The organism is Mesorhizobium sp. M0904 (assembly GCF_040319475.1).
Classification (GTDB): domain Bacteria; phylum Pseudomonadota; class Alphaproteobacteria; order Rhizobiales; family Rhizobiaceae; genus Mesorhizobium.
Window position 1 is genome coordinate 56,912 of record NZ_JAMYOC010000021.1, and the last position, 15,585, is coordinate 72,496.

The window sequence follows — 15,585 nt, forward strand, 5'->3', positions numbered from 1 at the left end:
CCTCCTTTTGTGTCTGAGTCTGAATTCTGAAAGCACAGTATTCACGAGCTTCTCTTCGTGGCGCGGCAATTCAAGCAAAGATAGACTTGGCGTTGGTCGCGACCTCATGTGTACCAAGATTGACCCTCTTGATACGGTGCGTGCGTCTTCATCCGAATTTGAAGAGGACTCCGAAACCGCCGCGTGGATAGTTCCACTCGATCTCGCCACTGGTCTCACACAAAATCCGGCAGGTGCCGCACTCCATGCAGCCGTCGGCAGTGATCTCCACTTGACCTTTGTCGTTCAACTCATAACATTTCGCCGGGCAGATGTGGGTCAGCGCGAGCAAGTTCGCGCTTGGCCTCTCGTGCGGTCGCACTTTGATATGCGGACGGCCGGAATCCACCAAGTAGCGGTTCTGGTAAAGCTTGTCCTCGACACGTGACTTCGTCACTGCGATCGTCATTTCGTCTCCCCTCAGCGCCACGCCAATGCGAGGCGGACCGCGTCGCTGACCAGCCCCCAGCGCGCGCGCGCCTTGATGAAGGCCGCCGTGGTCGCCTTTTCCTTCTCGATCTTCGGCGTGCCGTCGACACGCATGAAGTTCTGCGCGGCTTGCGACATCAACCGCGGATAAGTCGTGAAGTAATTGCAGGAATTGGTGTGGAGCAAGGCCGGCATGTCTTTGTATTTCCTTAGGTCCTTGACCACGAAGGACTTGTCCAGCATGGCTTTGTAAAGGGCGAGATTCCGTTTGGTCATAGGACCGTTGCGGCTCCTGACCTCGATGATTGCCTCAGCCGCGATGCGGCCGGAGGTCATGGCGAGGTTCGAACCCTCGCGGTGAATGGCGTTGTTCAGTTGCGCGGCATCGCCGACCACGACCCAACCGTCGCCAAAGAGCTGCGGAATAGCCTTGTAGCCGCCTTCGGGAATGAGATGCGCGGAATATTCTTTCACTTCCGAGCCGGCGATCAGCGGCCGGATCGAAGGATGGCTTTTTAGGGCGTCGAGGAGGACGTAAGGGCTCTCGACCATCGCGGCGAAATCGGAGACGAGGCAGCCAATGCCCAGTGAGATAGACTCCTTGTTGGTGTAGAGGAAGCCGAGCCCGGCCATGCTGCGGGAGGTCGTGCCCACCGCCTCGATCACGCAGCCTTCATCGCCTTTGAGGCCGAACCGCTGCTCAATGACCTCTTCGGGCAGGAAATGCATTTCCTTGACGGCGAGCGCCACGGTTTGCGGCTTCGGCATCTCGCGCAGGCCGGCCCGGGTGCCAAGCAGTCCGCAGACACCTTCTGCGAGGACGACCACGTCCGCGTAGATGGCTCCGCCGGCCCGGTCTGTGCGGACGCCGATCACCCTGTCCTTGGCGTCACGGATGAGTTCCGTCACGGTCGTCTCGCACAGAACCGTCGCGCCGGCCTCGCGCACCTTACGCGAAAACCATTTATCGAACTGGGCACGGATGATCGTGTAGCGGTTGGGCTTCGCCTCATTGAAGTCGTCCGACCGATAGTGAATCCCGGTATGGGATGTGTCGTCCATCACCCAAAGCCGCTGTTCAACCAAATGCCGCTCGAGAGGCGCATCGTCCCGGAAATCCGGGATGATCTTCTCCAGCATGTTCGCGTACATGATGGCACCCTGGACATTCTTGGAGCCCGGATATTCACCCCGCTCCAACTGCAGCACCTTCAGGCCGTGGCTGGCCATGGTGTAAGCAGCTGCGTTTCCGGACATGCCGGCCCCAATAACAATGGCGTCGAATTGTTCCTCAATCATGTCCATCCCTTAACTCGCAAGCTTGTCGCGACTGTGGGGCGACAGCCGCCGGGTGAAGGCTTCCGTCAGTGCGGGCAGGAAGCGGATCGCGTCGGTGACGATCCCGAGGTGAGCGAAATCGAAAATCGGCGCGTTCGGGTCGGTGTTGATGGCCACGATGAGATCCGCCCCCTCGACGCCAACCCGATGCTGGACGGCGCCGGAAATCCCGGCCGCTATGTAAAGCTTCGGCCGGATGGTCTTGCCAGTTTGGCCGATCTGCCGATCAGCTGGCATCCAGCCCTTCTGGACCAACGGGCGCGAACAGCCGTGCTCGGCGCCGATTGCTCGCGCGAGATTCTTCACAAGCTGCAGGTTCTCCGCCGCGCCTAGACCGAGGCCTCCCGCAACCACGACGTCGGCATAGGCAAGATTTGCCTTTGCCGACTGACTATCCGGCAGGAAGCCGAGGATTTTGGTAACGATCTCGTCCTCGGCTACCGAGAGCTTGTGCCGGATGACACGCCCGACCGGTTTATCCGCCCGCTGCGGCATGGGCATGACCCTCGGTCGCACTGTCGCCATCTGGGGGCGGAAATTGAGCGTATAGATCGTGCACAACAAGGAACCGCCGAAAGTCGGACGGGTGGCGGCGAGCGAACCGTCGGTATCCACATCGAGTTCGGTGCAGTCGGCCGTGAGCCCTGTCTGCAAGGTCGTCGCCACGGAGCCGGCAAGATCCCTGCCGAGTGTGGTGGCACCGAGAAGAAGGATCTCGGGTTTGTGGGTATCGACCAGATCCGTCATCGCCTTGGTGAATGGCTCGTTCCGATAGTCGGCGAGCAGCGGCGCCTCGACGATGTAGACAAGGTCGGCGCCATAAGCGAACGCTTCGGCAACGGCGTTCCCGATGGCCTCTCCCGGCGGTCCAAGCACGACGCCCGCAAGCTGGACCTGAAGCTTGTCTGCTAACTTGCGGCCTTCGCCGAGCAGTTCGAATGATACGGGATGGACCTGGCCGCGTTCGAGCTCGATGAAAACCCAAACGTGCCGGTAGTCCTTGAAATGCGCGGGCAGCTCCTTCTTTATGCCGGCACGGCCGGCGGCAGGGCGAGGGGTTTCTCGGTTCGCGGTCGACATCGTCTGCTCCTTGCCCTCTCACGCGCCGCCGTTGAAGGCGAGCTCATGTTCCAATGCCGGCTGGCGGGTGAAAATTGCCGTGATGAGTTCGTCAGCGACATCGCGCAAGGCCATCTCGGCGGTGTCGATTTTTGCCGCCTTTTCCGCTCGCGCAGGAGGCGCGAAAACGCGCTTGACGACCGTTGGTGAACCGCGCAGGCCGCATTTGGTGAGATCCTCAATGCCGGCGTCGGCCGCACTCCATTTCAAGACCAGGCTGCGCGCGGCGCACAGGGCGTCCTGGATCGAGCCCCGGCGGATCTCGTTTGTGCCTTCCAGCATGGTGATGAGGCAAGGGAGCCTGCTCTTCAGCATCTGTGTGCCGCCTTCGGAGCGGCGCTCGACCTTGATCTCGCGTGCAGCAAGGTCAATAGAGGCGATCTTCGCGACATAGGTCAGTTGCAGGAGTCCGAGGCGCTTGGCGATGCCGGGCCCGACCTGGGCGGTGTCGCCATCGATCGTCTGCTTGCCAGTGAAGACGAGGTCTGGCGTGCCGAACGTCTCGCCAACCTTCGCGATTGCCTGGGAAAGGGCGAACGAGGTCGCCAGCGTGTCGGAGCCGGCAAAATAGCGGTCGGTCAAGAGCACCGCTCGGTCGGCGCCGTAACCGAGCGCCTTGCGCAGCGCGTCCTCTGCCATGGGCGGACCCATAGTGAGCACGGTGACTTCGCCACCATAGGCGTCGCGCAGCCTGAGGGCTTCTTCGAGGGCGAACAGGTCGTAAGGGTTGATGATAGTCGGAACACCCTGGCGCATGATCGTGTTCGTCACCGGATGGACCCTTATCTGTGCCGAGTCCGGCACCTGCTTGATGCAGATTACAATGTGCATTGGCGGTTTCTCTAGGCTCCTGTCCGGATGCGGGCTTGGCGGTTATCTCTTTGGAGCGCATCATTCGTGCCAACTGTTTTGCGCTGCCCCCTATTCCTAGAACTTCGCTTGGTTGCTTCCGAGGGCGCCGTGGTGCTGACGGATTTGTCGGCTTCTCGACATTGTCGCGTCGCAACCCGTGGCGCGGTCATTCCTGTCCGAACCGCTTCAGTACGGAGTCGAACGGGACAAAGGTGCGGCCCGGCGTGGCAGGTTTGTTCGGATCGTGGTCTTTGAGCACCTTGAAGACCCGATGCGAGAGCGGCGAGGAAATCGCGAAGTCTTCGTAAGCGCGTTCGAGCGTCGCGCGCACCCGCGCGGCAATCACCTGGTCGGGCAGACCGGAGAAATCTTCTTCGGCAAGGTATTGGCCCACGCGCTTCATGATATGGAGCCGCGAGACATTCAGCACCTTCGGATCATAGGAGACGCCAAGGACTGCGAAGAACTCCTCCGCAGCCGACAGGCGCTTCAGTCGTGCGAGGATGTCGGTGACATCGATAGGGCGGCTGTCAGCGGAACAATTCATTGCATTCTCCCTGGTCGGAAACCTGTGGTGTCGGTGCGCTCGCGCACGGCTGACCTGGACCCGCACAGCTCCGCGAGGGATGCCTCGCTGCACATTCCATCGTAGAGCTCGACCAGTTGAGTTGCAGTGACGGTCGATTTGGTCTCGGCCGCCTCGCGCCGGACGCGGGCCACCATCGCGGCTGCCAGATCCGGGTCGAGATCGCGACCGCTTTCGCTCAGCACATGGGCAATCGCAGTGGCGCCGGAATGCTTGCCGATGACGATACGCCGGCAGCGGCCCACGAGAGCCGGATCGAGCCCTTGATAAGTACGCGAGTCCTTTAGCAGCCCTGCGACGTGAATGCCGGATTCGTGGGTGAAAACATCGGCGCCGACGACCGGCTTAATGGCCGCGGTCTGCCGGCGGGCGGCCCAAGCCACCTGGGCGGCGAGGTCGGGCAATGCGGTCAGCTCGATGCCGGTATCCGCGCAGTCGAAGACCGCCATCGCGGCGGCCACCTCTTCCAGCGCGGCATTGCCCGCACGCTCGCCGAGCCCCAGGACGGTGACGGACGCATGGCGCGCGCCTGCGCGGATTGCGGCCAGCGTGTTGGCGGCAGCAAGTCCGAGATCGTTGTGCGCATGAAATTCAAGGTCGATTGGAGACTGCGCCACGAGCTGGGCGACAAGTTCGAAGGTCGAAAACGCGTCGAGAACGCCGACTGTGTCGGCTAGCCTGACGCGGCTTGCGCCGGCGCGTGCAGCCGTCTCGATGACGCGGGCGAGATGATCCCGATTGGCCCGCGAGGCATCCTCGCAGCCCACCGCGACGAAGAAGCCGGCGGCGGCTGCGCGCCTGACCATATGTTCGATGACCTGGAGCGCTCCCGCCTTATCGAGGCCGAGCTTGGCGGCAAGTTGGATGTCCGACGCAGGCAGCGATAGATTGACGGCGTGGACGCCGCTCTCGATCGCTGCATCGAGATCCAGCGACGTCATCCGGCACCAGGCCATGAGCCGAACCGGGAGACACCGCGCGACCACGGCGCGAATTGTTTCGATCTCGTCGGCGCCCATGACCGGCGTGCCGATCTCGATCTCTGTGACGCCGGCCGCCGCAAGAGACTCGGCGATCTCCAGCTTTTCCGTCGTGGTAAAGGCGACGCCGGGCGCCTGCTCGCCATCGCGCAAGGTCGTATCGTTGAGAAAGACATGACGGGTCATGAACGGTAGCCTGTTCTGCTGCCGCTCAGGCATAGACCGGATTGAACGTCTTCGGAGCTTCGCTTACCCGGCCCAGAACTGGGAAAGCCACGCAGCTTCTCCACGATTGCCGGCATGACCTCGAGCACCCGGTCGACGTCCGCTTCGCCGTTGTCCCGCGCCAAGGAGAAGCGGACTGCCGCGTGTGGCGTTTTCATCGCGCTCAGGACATGGCTCGGTTCCAGAGAGCCGGAGGTGCAGGCGGAGCCGGAGGAACACGCGATGCCCACGCGGCTGAGGAGGAGTGGAATTCCATCACTTTCGACATGTTCGAAGGAGATGTTTGCGGTGTTGGGCAACCGTTCCAGGGGATCACCAGTGACACAGGTGCTTGGGATGCGCTGGAGAATTCCGTCCTCTAAACGGTCGCGGAGCGACTTTACCCGTGTGGTCTCGTCGTCCATGAATTTCAACGCGAGTTCGGCCGCCGTGCCGAGCCCGGCGATGCCGGGCGTATTCTCGGTGCCAGCACGCCGGTTGTGTTCTTGGTGGCCCCCCTTGATCAGCGAATGGAAGTTGACGCCACGTTTTACGAAAAGCGCACCGATCCCTTTCGGCCCGTGCAGCTTGTGGCCGGAGAGCGACAGCATGTCGATTGCGGTCGACTTGAGGTCCATCGGAAGCTTGCCGACCGCCTGCACAGCATCGGTATGGAATAGGGCGCCCACTTCCTTGGCCAACTCCGAAAGGCTGGCCACGGGGAAGATCACACCAGTTTCGTTGTTCGCCCACATTATCGATACGATTGCCACCTGTGGGGTGAGGGCGGCCATATAGGCGTCGAGGTCGAGCCGGCCACGGCAATCCACCGGGATCCTGTGCACCTTGACGCGGCGGGTCTTCTCAAGATGCGCGCAGAGCGTCAGCACGGCGGGATGCTCGACCGCGGACGTCACGATCTCTGTTCGGTTGGGCGCCGCCTCGAGCGCTGAAAGAAGCGCTGAATTGTCGCTTTCTGTCCCACCCGAGGTGAAGGTGATCTCATCCTCGAACTCCGCGCCGATCAGCGCTTGCAACTGCCTCCGCGCCTTTCTCACCGCCGCACTGACTGAGGCGCCAAGAGCGTGTGCCGACGAAGGGTTGCCGAATTGATCCCTAAAGAACGGCAACATCGCTTGTACGACCTCAGGATCGACCCGTGTGGTTGCGTTGTTGTCGAGGTAGACAGGCTTCATAGGTGCGATCCTCAGTTAACCAGAATGACGCGAGCGCGAGACCGACTCGTTGAGCCTCTGGCGCATGCCGTTGATGATAATGGGCCTGAACTGGCAGCCGCGCAGACGCCCGGAGTGTTTGACGCAGACCGGATCTCCGTCCACATGAACAAGTTCGCAGTGGCCGCCGTCAGCCCGCAGGTAAGGACGCCCGAACGCGACAACGTTATCGATAAGCCGAATTTGGCGTAGCGGCGCGATTGGTCCGCAAGCAGCTCGGGTGCCACCAGGAACCGAGCTGTTTCGGGAGGCGACGTTCTTTGCATCCTACCGGAAGCGAATGGCGGTCCCGAGATCCGTTTTCCTTGTTCTTTAGGACGGGGACATCTGTCGTGCCGGCCATATAAGTCTCCTCTGCCGCAAAATGAGTCCGTCGGCCGCATAGGCGCTTCGAGCGTTTAACTGAAGGACTTGCCGCAGCCGCACTTCTCGCGCGCATTGGGGTTATCGAAGACAAAGCCGGAAGATTCGAGCCCGGTGAGGAAGTCAACGGTCATGCCGGCGACATGTGGTTGGGAGCCCGCGTCCACGAACAGCTTGATCCCATCTGTGTCAGTGATCGCGTCGCCCTCGCGCGACACGCTCTCCAGGCCCATTGAGTATTTGAAGCCGGCGCAGCCGCCGGCCTCGACCATGATGCGAAAGCCTTCCGCCGGCTCGCTGGCGCGGGAAAGAGCAGTCTTGAAGGCGGCAACAGCGTTGTCGGTGAGCGTAATCATGGCTCCATTCTCCTCAGTCCGGGACCTGCTTGCGCATCACGTCGCATGCACCGTGCCAAAGCGAAAAAACGTTTCAACACAGCGCGGCATCTCTGACACTGCCGTGCTTCTTGTGAGTGCATTGCTGCGAAGGTGTCGGCCAACGGACACGTACTGTCGGGTTTGTCGGGTCCGCCACGAGGGATGTTGGGCCTGAGTTCTTGGTTGAACTCACATCACCAAATACAGAACTTCTTCTGAGCTTGCTTCGGCGCAATTGGCACGGTTTTTGAAGCTCCGTTTGGCGAGGCGGCAAGAGCATGCCGATCCACAATCATGCCGTGGGTGCCCTCGCGATGGATGGGGCGAAGCAAGGGAGCAACATGTCAGGACTGGGTCAGATACGCCTTGCTTGGCAAAGCAGCGCCGCCCGTGGCATCCGAATGCCCGCTTGGCCGATTGCGACAACACCCACACTCGCTCACCACCGCCCAGTAGCCGCCGACCGGCTCGATGGGATGCTGCCATCGGCATGTGCCTGCTCGCCGGTTTTCGCGCGGGTGCGACGCCGTGCGCACGCTGTCCAGCGACACTTTGTTCACGGGCCAGCAGCAGATCAGGATCGAGCATTTCGGCGCGCCTTATCGGCTGAAGATTCCCGGGCAGGGCAGCTGATCCTCACACGTAGGTGGAAGCAGGGGTAAGACATGGACCAGCGCGAGAAACCGTCGCCCGACGAAATCCGGCGGGCGTGCAAAGACAATCCGAAAATCCGGGAGCATGATCTCGCCGCTCGATTGGGCATTTCGGAAGTCGAGTTGGTCGCGGCGCATTGTGGTCACGGCGCGGTGCGCATCGAGCCGCGCATCGATGATCTGCTGACCGGCCTCGAAGCGGTCGGCGAGGTGATGGCGGTCACCAGCAACGAAAGTGCCGTGCACCAAAAGATCGGCGTCTACGGCAAAGTGGTCACCGGCAACCAGCATGCCATATTGCTCGGCGACGAGATCGACCTGCGCATCTTCCCGAAAGCGTGGGCGTATGGCTTCGCCGTCGAGAAGCGCGAGGGAGCCGAGATCCGTCGCAGCCTGCAATTCTTTGATGCCACCGGCGAGGCGATGCACAAAGCTCATCTCAGGCCCGCCTCGAACCTGCAGGCCTATCAGGATCTGACGGCAGAGCTTGTATCCTCCGACCAGGAGCCGATCATATCGGTCGAGGCGAGCGGGGCGCGCGATAACGCATTGAGTCCAGACCACGCCGCCACGGTCGACGACCTACGCGAGCACTGGGGCCGCCTAAGCGACGTGCATCAGTTCTATCATATGTTGAAGACACTGAAGCTCAGCCGCTGCCAGGCGATGCGTATGGCCGACGAGGATAACGCCTGGCTGCTCGACAATGATGCCGTTGGCGCCCTGTTCCAACAGGCCGCCGAAGACGAGATGCCGATCATGTGCTTTGTCGGCAATCGTGGTTGCATCCAGATCCATTCCGGCCCGATCAGATCGGTCAAGCAGATCGGGCCGCGGATCAATGTGCTCGACGAGACCTTCCATCTGCATCTTAGGACCCATTTCATCCGCGAGGTCTGGGCCGTGCGCAAGCCGACGAGGGACGGTCACGTTACGTCCATTGAAGCCTATGGCGCGGACGGCAAGATGATCATCCAGTTCTTCGGCAGGCGCAAGGAAGGCGAACGCGAGGGCAGCGACTGGCGGTTTCTGGCCGAGAGTCTGCCACGTGTTCCCGGTCCGACCTACAGGGATGTGTAGAGTGCCGACAGGCCCTCGGATTGAACCGGCCGCCATAGGACTCGGCACCACGTTGCGACAGCGGCTGCGAGGTCGTAGCGCATACGGACGGTTAGGTGTGCACGCCGGAATTGACCGCATCGATACAGTCAAGCTCGTCGCTGGCCGGACTGCTGCGCACGAGTGCATCGCCGTCTGACCGAAAATCCTTGCAGCGCCTGCGAGCGATAAAACGCATACGCCATCAGCGCCGAACCGAAGCGCGGCTGGACCTTGTTGATATTTCCGATCATCGCGCGCAAGCGCCGACGGGTATTGTCGGACCGCACCCGATCCTTGCGCTGGATCGCGTCGTTGCTCAATCCGGGCCGTGCGAGCGATCTCCTCGCTCGTCGACCGGAAGGCTGTGCAGCAGCAGCCAAGCCGAACAGCCCGATGTCGCGGACACGACAAAACCGACCACGGATGTCGGTTGTCGGACGTTGTCCTAAGAATGATGGACAGGTGATCATCAGCGGCGGGGGCCCAGGCTGGCATTGATTGGTGCAGCGCCATGGGTACGCCTATCCGGCACGCGACTTGCTTCGACAATTTGATCAGCAGGGCATCAGCAGTGCGTCACGGTGCTCAGAGGTGATTGACCAGCCTCTCAACCCTAACGGGGATAAGCGGCGGCTTTGCTTCATGACCGCAGCGCGGCGGAGATGCCCCTTCTGATCGACTTCGCAACCGATCTCATCCGCGCTGGTGTAGGTGGGCTGTATCAGGCGACAGAATCTAGAAGGCGCCCGACAAGAGACGTGCCCATGCTGGAAATCGACTTTATGAACAGTGGTGCAATCTCAATCGAGCCATGAACGCCAATGTAGAGAAAACAAAATGGCGACCAACCCCGTTCCAGATCATGTCCCGCCCGAAATGGTGAGGGACTTCAGCCTGTTTACATCGCCAGGGATGCCACCAACACCCAACGGGGATCCACACGCAGCTGTCGCTTGCGTACATGAGGGGCCTCCGATCTTTTACTCCCGCTACAACACGCAAGATGGCCGGGGTACCTGGGTCATCACCCGTGCCGCGGACCAGCGGAAGGTGCTGCAGGACGCAGAGACTTTTTCCAGCCATCGCAGCATCTTCTCCTCCATACTGGGTGAAAACTGGCCGACGATCCCGCTTGAGCTCGATCCACCGGCCCATGGCGTCTTTCGCTCACTGCTCAATCCGCTGCTTTCGCCAAAGCGGGTGTTGGCTTTGGAACCGGCTGTCCGCGAACGGGCGGTCGAGCTGATCGAAAGGATCGCCGCGTCGGGCACAAGCTGCGACGTGATGAAGGATTTTGCCTTTCCTTTCGCGGTGAGCACCTTTCTTCGCTTTCTGGGGTTGCCCGATGACCGACTCGATACATTCGTCGGCTGGGGGAAAGATCTGCTCCACGGCGACGATAAGGAACGACCTGTGGCTGCCCGGACGATCGTGGCATTCATCGACGAACTTGCAGCCATGCGCCGCCAGGAGGCGGTTGACGATTTCATGACCTTTATCGTGCAGGCACAGGTCGAGGGCCGCCGGCTGACGGACACCCAAGTCCGCGGCATCGGCGTGCTTGTCTTCGTCGCTGGGCTCGACACGGTCGCAGCAGCTATAGGCTTTGACTTGGTGTACCTCGCGCGCAACCTCAAAGATCAGCAATTGCTGCGGAGCGAACCGGACCGCATCCCGCTCGCAACCGAAGAATTGCTGCGGGCCTATCCGCCCATTCAGTTGATCCGCGTGGCTACGAAAGATATCGACTTCGAAGGCGCGCCGATCCGGAAGGGGGACTATGTTTCCTGCGCCACGATGATTGCCAATCGTGACCCGGCGGAATTCGAATACCCCAACACGATCGATTTGGAGCGGGAGGACAACCGCCACGCAGCGTTTGGCTATGGTCCCCACCGTTGCCTTGGCTCACACCTTGCCCGGCGGGAGATTGTCATTGGCCTGGAGGAGTGGCTGGCGCGCATCCCGGCTTTCAGGATCAAGCAGGGTACGGCACCGATAACCTCTGGCGGCCATGTGTTCGGGATCGAAAATTTGATCCTGGACTGGTCTTAGGCCTGCCCCGAGTCGGGGCACAGACAATGGAGGCAGCGCCATGCGCATCATCGTCCAAAAGGCCAAATGCCAGGGTCACGCGCGATGTGCGGCGCAAGCGCCGGACATCTTCAAGCTTGATGACGAGGGCTACATCCTGCCTGGTGACATTGAAGTTGCGGAAGGGGAGGAGTTGCCTGCATCCCGAGGCGCGCGATCCTGTCCTGAACGTGCGCTGGAACTCACCCGCTGCGCGCTTTGAGGACTCATTCAACCGAGCTTCTGGCGGCCGTGAATGGGGCCGACCATGTGGCCGCACTCAGCACGCGACGTTTGTCCTGCACGGTCCACCTCCAACTCTGCGAGGGCATTTCCGGCGCCAGTGTTCCCCATAGGCGCAAACGGCAGGGCGGGGGCTCGCGAAACGCCTCTTCCAATCACAGAATTTGCGACAGAGCCGATGGACCAGACGAAAATTGCCGAACTACTCGAGCGCGAGGCGCTCCGCGACTGCGGATACCCGAAGAACTGCCCGACCCATGTTGCGGCAGGCCGGGTCTCTGTATGATTTGATAGGACAAACCAGGAGAACGCACCATATTTGCCCTACATTATGACCGGCTCAGCACCGGCCAATGGCCGCAGATCGAGCTGGAGAGGAGGTTCGACCAGCATGTGCTTGCCTGTGTGCTTTCACGTGCGCTCGAGGAGATCGAGGCCGGCGAGGTGACGGCGACGGAGGCAACCGGCCTTTCGCGCGCCGAGCTGCGCGATGTCCTGGTCCGCTGTTTCCCTGCTTTTCCTATCAACGCGTTTGCCTTGAAAGAGGTGAGCGAGCCCGAGCCCGACCTGGAGGAAGAACTTCTGCGCGGACTGCTGCTGGCGCACGCCCGGCCGGGCGACCCGGCGAGCGCCCGCTTCGCCAAGATCATCGCCCGGCGTGCCATGCGCAATGACCATCTCTGGCAGGACCTTGGCCTTTTTAATCGAAGCGACCTCGGCCGCCTGCTCGCCTCGCATTTTCCGACGCTGGCGGCCGGCAACACCCAAAACATGAAATGGAAGAAATACTTTTACCGCAAGCTCTGCGAGGCCGAAGGTTTTTCGCTGTGCAGCGCGCCCAGTTGCCGGGAATGCAATGATGTCGAAAGCTGCTTCGGCCCGGAGGAAGGCGAAAGCCGCCTCACATGGATTAAGAACGGCATCGCCTCGGATTGAGAACCGCTTTCGTCTGTCGTACAGCCGCAGCGCTCGCGCCGCGCCATGTGTCTCTTGTCGAATGTCGACTGACGCCTTCGGGGATTGAATGCTGTGCCTGCTGTCCGATTACTCGCCATGCTCGCTTCGGCGGGCGCCGTCATGATGGCGGTGCAGGATGCGACCCGCACCATCGCCGCCGAGCAACTGGTGTTCTCCGGGCCGTTGCTGCTCGCCTGCCTGGCGGTTGCGGCGCCTGGGCGGCCGCGGTTCACCGCCGTCATTGTTCGCGCTGGTGCACAGTTTCGCCTCGATCACCCGTTGGGGCGGCCAGATTGTCTCCGGCGTTGCCATCAATTTCGTTGCTGCCGGCTCCGCCATCATTCTCGGCCAGTTCCGGCAGGGCGCGCGCTGGGGTTCCTGGAAGCTTTTCGAACTTTCTGGATCCCGCCTCAACCCGAATTGCGTGTGCTTGTTGGACAAATTAGGTCACTAGATTCGGATTTAGGATAGATTCAGGAGGCTTCGAATTTCTAACGCTCGCGACCTCGCGGGTCGTTCACGTCAGCACGAAGGCGTTTAACTCTACGTGTCGTATTGGGGCAGCTATGCGCCTCAAGTAGGACGTTCAGGCAACCTTGTCTTCGCCCAGAAGCGGACATTACGGCTGATACCAGCGAGCGGTGGGAATGCGCCCTCTATCGGTCGTTGAATAGTCTTGTCGTCCCCCAAACCTGCAGATCGGTTGGCACGACGACTATCCTTATAAGGATAAATTTAACGAGCACTCATCAAGAGCCGCTTGAACGTTTAGCCCATTCGCAAGCTGATGACTCATCCCAATCGTGCTCGACGTCATGCAGGTTCTGTTTCCCGCCGTTTTGTCACCAGGGGATCGCCGAAGACGGTCAGCGCAAGGCGGTTTGCGGGGGACTTTCCGAGGGCGCGTTCGACGGCCTTGTTGCCTTCGAAGTTCGCCTCGATCACAGTCGCTCCGGCGGATCACGCGTCCATAAATGCAGGCAGCCAGTAGGCGGGGACGCTCGCGTTGAGCGGCCACGGTGATGCGACTACCGCCGAACAGCCCTGATCGAGCAGTTCCTTTGCAAGCCCAGTCGTTGTGTCGGCCATGGGGTGTTTATCAAACCTGCCGGCGCTGCAGACAAAAAGAACGACAACGCCTGCGTTGCACACAGCGCTCGATATTACGTCGGGGGTAAACCTCATACCGGCATCATCTGCGACAACCTGAAAGAACCGGCCTTCCGGAATGACGCTTCCGTGCGCCGTGACTATTGCCAACTCGGCACCCTTCAAGCGGTCCGGAACCGCAAGCCCTGTGTCGAGGTCGATCGAGTGGTCGCGAAGCGTGCCGCTGAGCCGGTCGGCCAGCATTCCGAGAGTCTGAACAGCTCCCGGGTCGTCCGAGATGGGAATCCATGCGAACGGTGCACCAGTCCTTGCAGGGCGGTTTCTTGCCTCCTTGAGCCAAGAAAGGGACGGTGCGGCCGCCACGGGGACCTGCAGGCCGAGCAATTCGCCGGATGCCATGAGCAGGTTCGCAGGGAGTTGCTGCAGCGCAACGTCGGCAACAAGAAGAGCGGGCGTCGTCGGGGCGGCGCTGATCCCAAGTTCGCGCATGCTGTTGTAGAACACGTTCGGATCGTCTGAATCGAAGGCGTATTGGTACGGGTACTGTTCCCCCCACTTGTCGAACGCTGCCTTGGAAAAAACCTCCGCCGGTTCAACTATCGTAGCCGACAACTCGCCACCTTCTGCGGTAACGCGCACCACACGGGTTGTATCCGCCAAACCGAGCAAAGTGACGCTGATACCGGCGCGCGAGATTTCTTTCGCGATTTCTGCAGGCTCCTCGATCGAGCATGGAAGGGCAGAACCGCTGTCGGCGGATTGGCGTTTGATTGCCTGGTCGGCGAGAAGCTCGATTGCGAACGCCGCAACTTTTGCATCGTCCCCCGCCTCCTTAGAGTCCAGCAGCCTCCGTGCCGCCATTGCCACGGGACGAACATCGTATGCCGTATCTTCCGAATGCCGTGCGGGCTCGAGGCGCTTCGCGAAAGACAATACATCTTTTGCCGCCGGTCCCCCTACAGAAAGAGTCCGGACCATCGAAGCGTTCGGCTCGCCGAGTGCTGCCAGGGCCGCCTCCAGCAGTTCCCGCGTCCTCTCCGGTACGGCAATTCCATTGACCTCCGCCATCCGGATCGCCTGTGCCAGCAAAATCGAGACGGGGGCGAGTTCGTCATGAAGGTCGATTACGGTCTGGCAGTTATCGGCAAGATCGGCAAGGAACTCAGCCATGTTTTCCCGAGCGGGGATGGTCATCAGCAATTCGCGGAAGCGAAGGCCAAGTTCGATCGTTTGGAGGCGATGCCCCTGAGATTGCTCGACCCCCATGGTCCGGAAGAGTTGCTTTGCAACGGGCAGAAGCGAGCGCGCGAAGGCGGTCATGTTCAGGTCACGCATCAGCCGGATCAGGCCATGAGTTTCATACCATGCTTCTTCGGGGCCGACTGGCGCTTCGCATGAAAGTGCGCACGCCATTCCGACAAGCGATTCGGTCAGGTTGTGGAGGCGATGATAAATGTCGGCAAAGCCGTACCATGCGATACGCGACCGCAGCGGATCATCTCCTGCGACCTGAAGGCCATGTTCTGCAAGGTTGCGAGCATGCTGGACTCGTCCGGCAGTCACATACGCGCCGCCAACCAGCCTTATCAGCAGGAGATCGATGTTCGGCGCGCTTGTGTGCGGCGCGGTTGCCACGGCGATCGCCAGAAGCTTTTGGATATAGCCGATATCCGAATCATCGCGCAGGCCTTGGCTTACATGCTCGATCAATCCTGAAAGCCCGTTCATGAGCGTATCCGGCTGCCTATTGAGAAGGGCTGCGGGCAGCGTCGTGCGGCCCAAAACAACGACCCGCTGGTCAGCTAGCCATTGCAGCGCCGATTTCAGGAAGGGCATGAGGCTTTCTTCGTAATCCGCCTGCCCCCTTGCCCGCAGGCTTGGCGCGTTGCCCGTCTGTTGCACCGAATATCGATACGGCCCCGGCTG

The 15,585-nt window shown here is 61.0% G+C and carries 17 protein-coding genes and 1 pseudogene; 6 read left to right on the forward strand and 12 right to left on the reverse strand.

The window, feature by feature from the left end; translation table 11 throughout:
• Window positions 1-148 precede the first annotated feature (148 nt).
• The 9 genes from NKH80_RS21780 to NKH80_RS21820 all read right to left on the reverse strand — a co-directional run bounded on the left by NKH80_RS21780 (window position 149) and on the right by NKH80_RS21820 (window position 7,501).
• The gene (locus tag NKH80_RS21780) at window positions 149-448 is read right to left on the reverse strand and encodes a ferredoxin family protein (protein WP_352639916.1); all 300 of its coding nucleotides are present in this window, start codon (window positions 446-448) and stop codon (window positions 149-151) included.
• A gap of 11 nt (window positions 449-459) precedes the next feature.
• Window positions 460-1,767 (reverse strand): FAD-binding protein, encoded by a 1,308-nt coding sequence (locus tag NKH80_RS21785; RefSeq protein WP_352993390.1) that lies wholly within the window; start codon window positions 1,765-1,767, stop codon window positions 460-462.
• A gap of 9 nt (window positions 1,768-1,776) precedes the next feature.
• Window positions 1,777-2,886: an electron transfer flavoprotein subunit alpha/FixB family protein gene (locus NKH80_RS21790; protein WP_352457019.1), complete on the reverse strand. Its 1,110-nt coding sequence runs from the start codon at window positions 2,884-2,886 to the stop codon at window positions 1,777-1,779.
• An 18-nt stretch (window positions 2,887-2,904) separates the two neighbouring features.
• Window positions 2,905-3,756: an electron transfer flavoprotein subunit beta/FixA family protein gene (locus NKH80_RS21795; protein WP_352639912.1), complete on the reverse strand. Its 852-nt coding sequence runs from the start codon at window positions 3,754-3,756 to the stop codon at window positions 2,905-2,907.
• Window positions 3,757-3,943: 187 nt separating this feature from the next.
• The gene (gene nifW / locus NKH80_RS21800) at window positions 3,944-4,324 is read right to left on the reverse strand and encodes a nitrogenase stabilizing/protective protein NifW (protein WP_352480507.1); all 381 of its coding nucleotides are present in this window, start codon (window positions 4,322-4,324) and stop codon (window positions 3,944-3,946) included.
• Window positions 4,321-5,529 (reverse strand): homocitrate synthase, encoded by a 1,209-nt coding sequence (gene nifV, locus NKH80_RS21805; protein WP_352993393.1) that lies wholly within the window; start codon window positions 5,527-5,529, stop codon window positions 4,321-4,323. Before nifV ends, nifW begins: the two co-directional genes overlap by 4 nt.
• Window positions 5,526-6,743, reverse strand: a complete 1,218-nt coding sequence (nifS, locus tag NKH80_RS21810; RefSeq protein ID WP_352993395.1) for a cysteine desulfurase NifS — start codon at window positions 6,741-6,743, stop codon at window positions 5,526-5,528. The genes nifV and nifS overlap by 4 nt, the downstream gene beginning before the upstream one ends.
• Before the next feature lie 15 nt (window positions 6,744-6,758).
• Window positions 6,759-6,983 carry a NifU family protein gene (locus NKH80_RS21815; RefSeq protein ID WP_352993480.1) on the reverse strand — a complete coding sequence of 75 codons (225 nt, stop codon included), beginning with the start codon at window positions 6,981-6,983 and terminating at the stop codon, window positions 6,759-6,761.
• Between the two features lie 197 nt (window positions 6,984-7,180).
• Window positions 7,181-7,501 carry a HesB/IscA family protein gene (locus NKH80_RS21820; RefSeq protein ID WP_352993397.1) on the reverse strand — a complete coding sequence of 107 codons (321 nt, stop codon included), beginning with the start codon at window positions 7,499-7,501 and terminating at the stop codon, window positions 7,181-7,183.
• Between the two features lie 549 nt (window positions 7,502-8,050).
• Here NKH80_RS21820 and hemP point away from each other — a divergent pair.
• Window positions 8,051-8,155: a hemin uptake protein HemP gene (hemP, locus tag NKH80_RS21825; protein WP_352993399.1), complete on the forward strand. Its 105-nt coding sequence runs from the start codon at window positions 8,051-8,053 to the stop codon at window positions 8,153-8,155.
• A gap of 32 nt (window positions 8,156-8,187) precedes the next feature.
• Window positions 8,188-9,255, forward strand: a complete 1,068-nt coding sequence (locus tag NKH80_RS21830) for a hemin-degrading factor (protein WP_352993401.1) — start codon at window positions 8,188-8,190, stop codon at window positions 9,253-9,255.
• 128 nt (window positions 9,256-9,383) lie between these two features.
• Here NKH80_RS21830 and NKH80_RS21835 read toward each other — a convergent pair whose 3' ends face one another.
• Window positions 9,384-9,596, reverse strand: coding sequence for a hypothetical protein (locus NKH80_RS21835; protein ID WP_352993403.1), 213 nt, complete (start codon window positions 9,594-9,596; stop codon window positions 9,384-9,386).
• A gap of 517 nt (window positions 9,597-10,113) precedes the next feature.
• On the opposite strand from NKH80_RS21835, the gene NKH80_RS21840 reads away from it, so the two are divergent.
• The 4 genes and pseudogenes from NKH80_RS21840 to NKH80_RS21855 all read left to right on the forward strand — a co-directional run.
• Window positions 10,114-11,331, forward strand: coding sequence for a cytochrome P450 (locus NKH80_RS21840; RefSeq protein ID WP_352993405.1), 1,218 nt, complete (start codon window positions 10,114-10,116; stop codon window positions 11,329-11,331).
• A gap of 40 nt (window positions 11,332-11,371) precedes the next feature.
• Window positions 11,372-11,572: a ferredoxin gene (locus NKH80_RS21845; protein ID WP_352491466.1), complete on the forward strand. Its 201-nt coding sequence runs from the start codon at window positions 11,372-11,374 to the stop codon at window positions 11,570-11,572.
• A gap of 335 nt (window positions 11,573-11,907) precedes the next feature.
• The gene (locus tag NKH80_RS21850; protein ID WP_502900982.1) at window positions 11,908-12,528 is read left to right on the forward strand and encodes a nitrogen fixation protein NifQ; all 621 of its coding nucleotides are present in this window, start codon (window positions 11,908-11,910) and stop codon (window positions 12,526-12,528) included.
• Between the two features lie 265 nt (window positions 12,529-12,793).
• Window positions 12,794-12,919 (forward strand): annotated as a pseudogene (locus NKH80_RS21855) (ABC transporter permease); the annotation flags it as partial.
• 443 nt (window positions 12,920-13,362) lie between these two features.
• Here the strand turns inward: NKH80_RS21855 and NKH80_RS21860 are convergent.
• Complete coding sequence (locus NKH80_RS21860) at window positions 13,363-13,494, reverse strand: hypothetical protein (protein WP_352993407.1); 132 nt, start codon at window positions 13,492-13,494, stop codon at window positions 13,363-13,365.
• Window positions 13,495-13,509: 15 nt separating this feature from the next.
• Window positions 13,510-15,495 (reverse strand): hypothetical protein, encoded by a 1,986-nt coding sequence (locus NKH80_RS21865; RefSeq protein ID WP_352993409.1) that lies wholly within the window; start codon window positions 15,493-15,495, stop codon window positions 13,510-13,512.
• Between the last annotated feature and the right edge of the window lie 90 nt (window positions 15,496-15,585).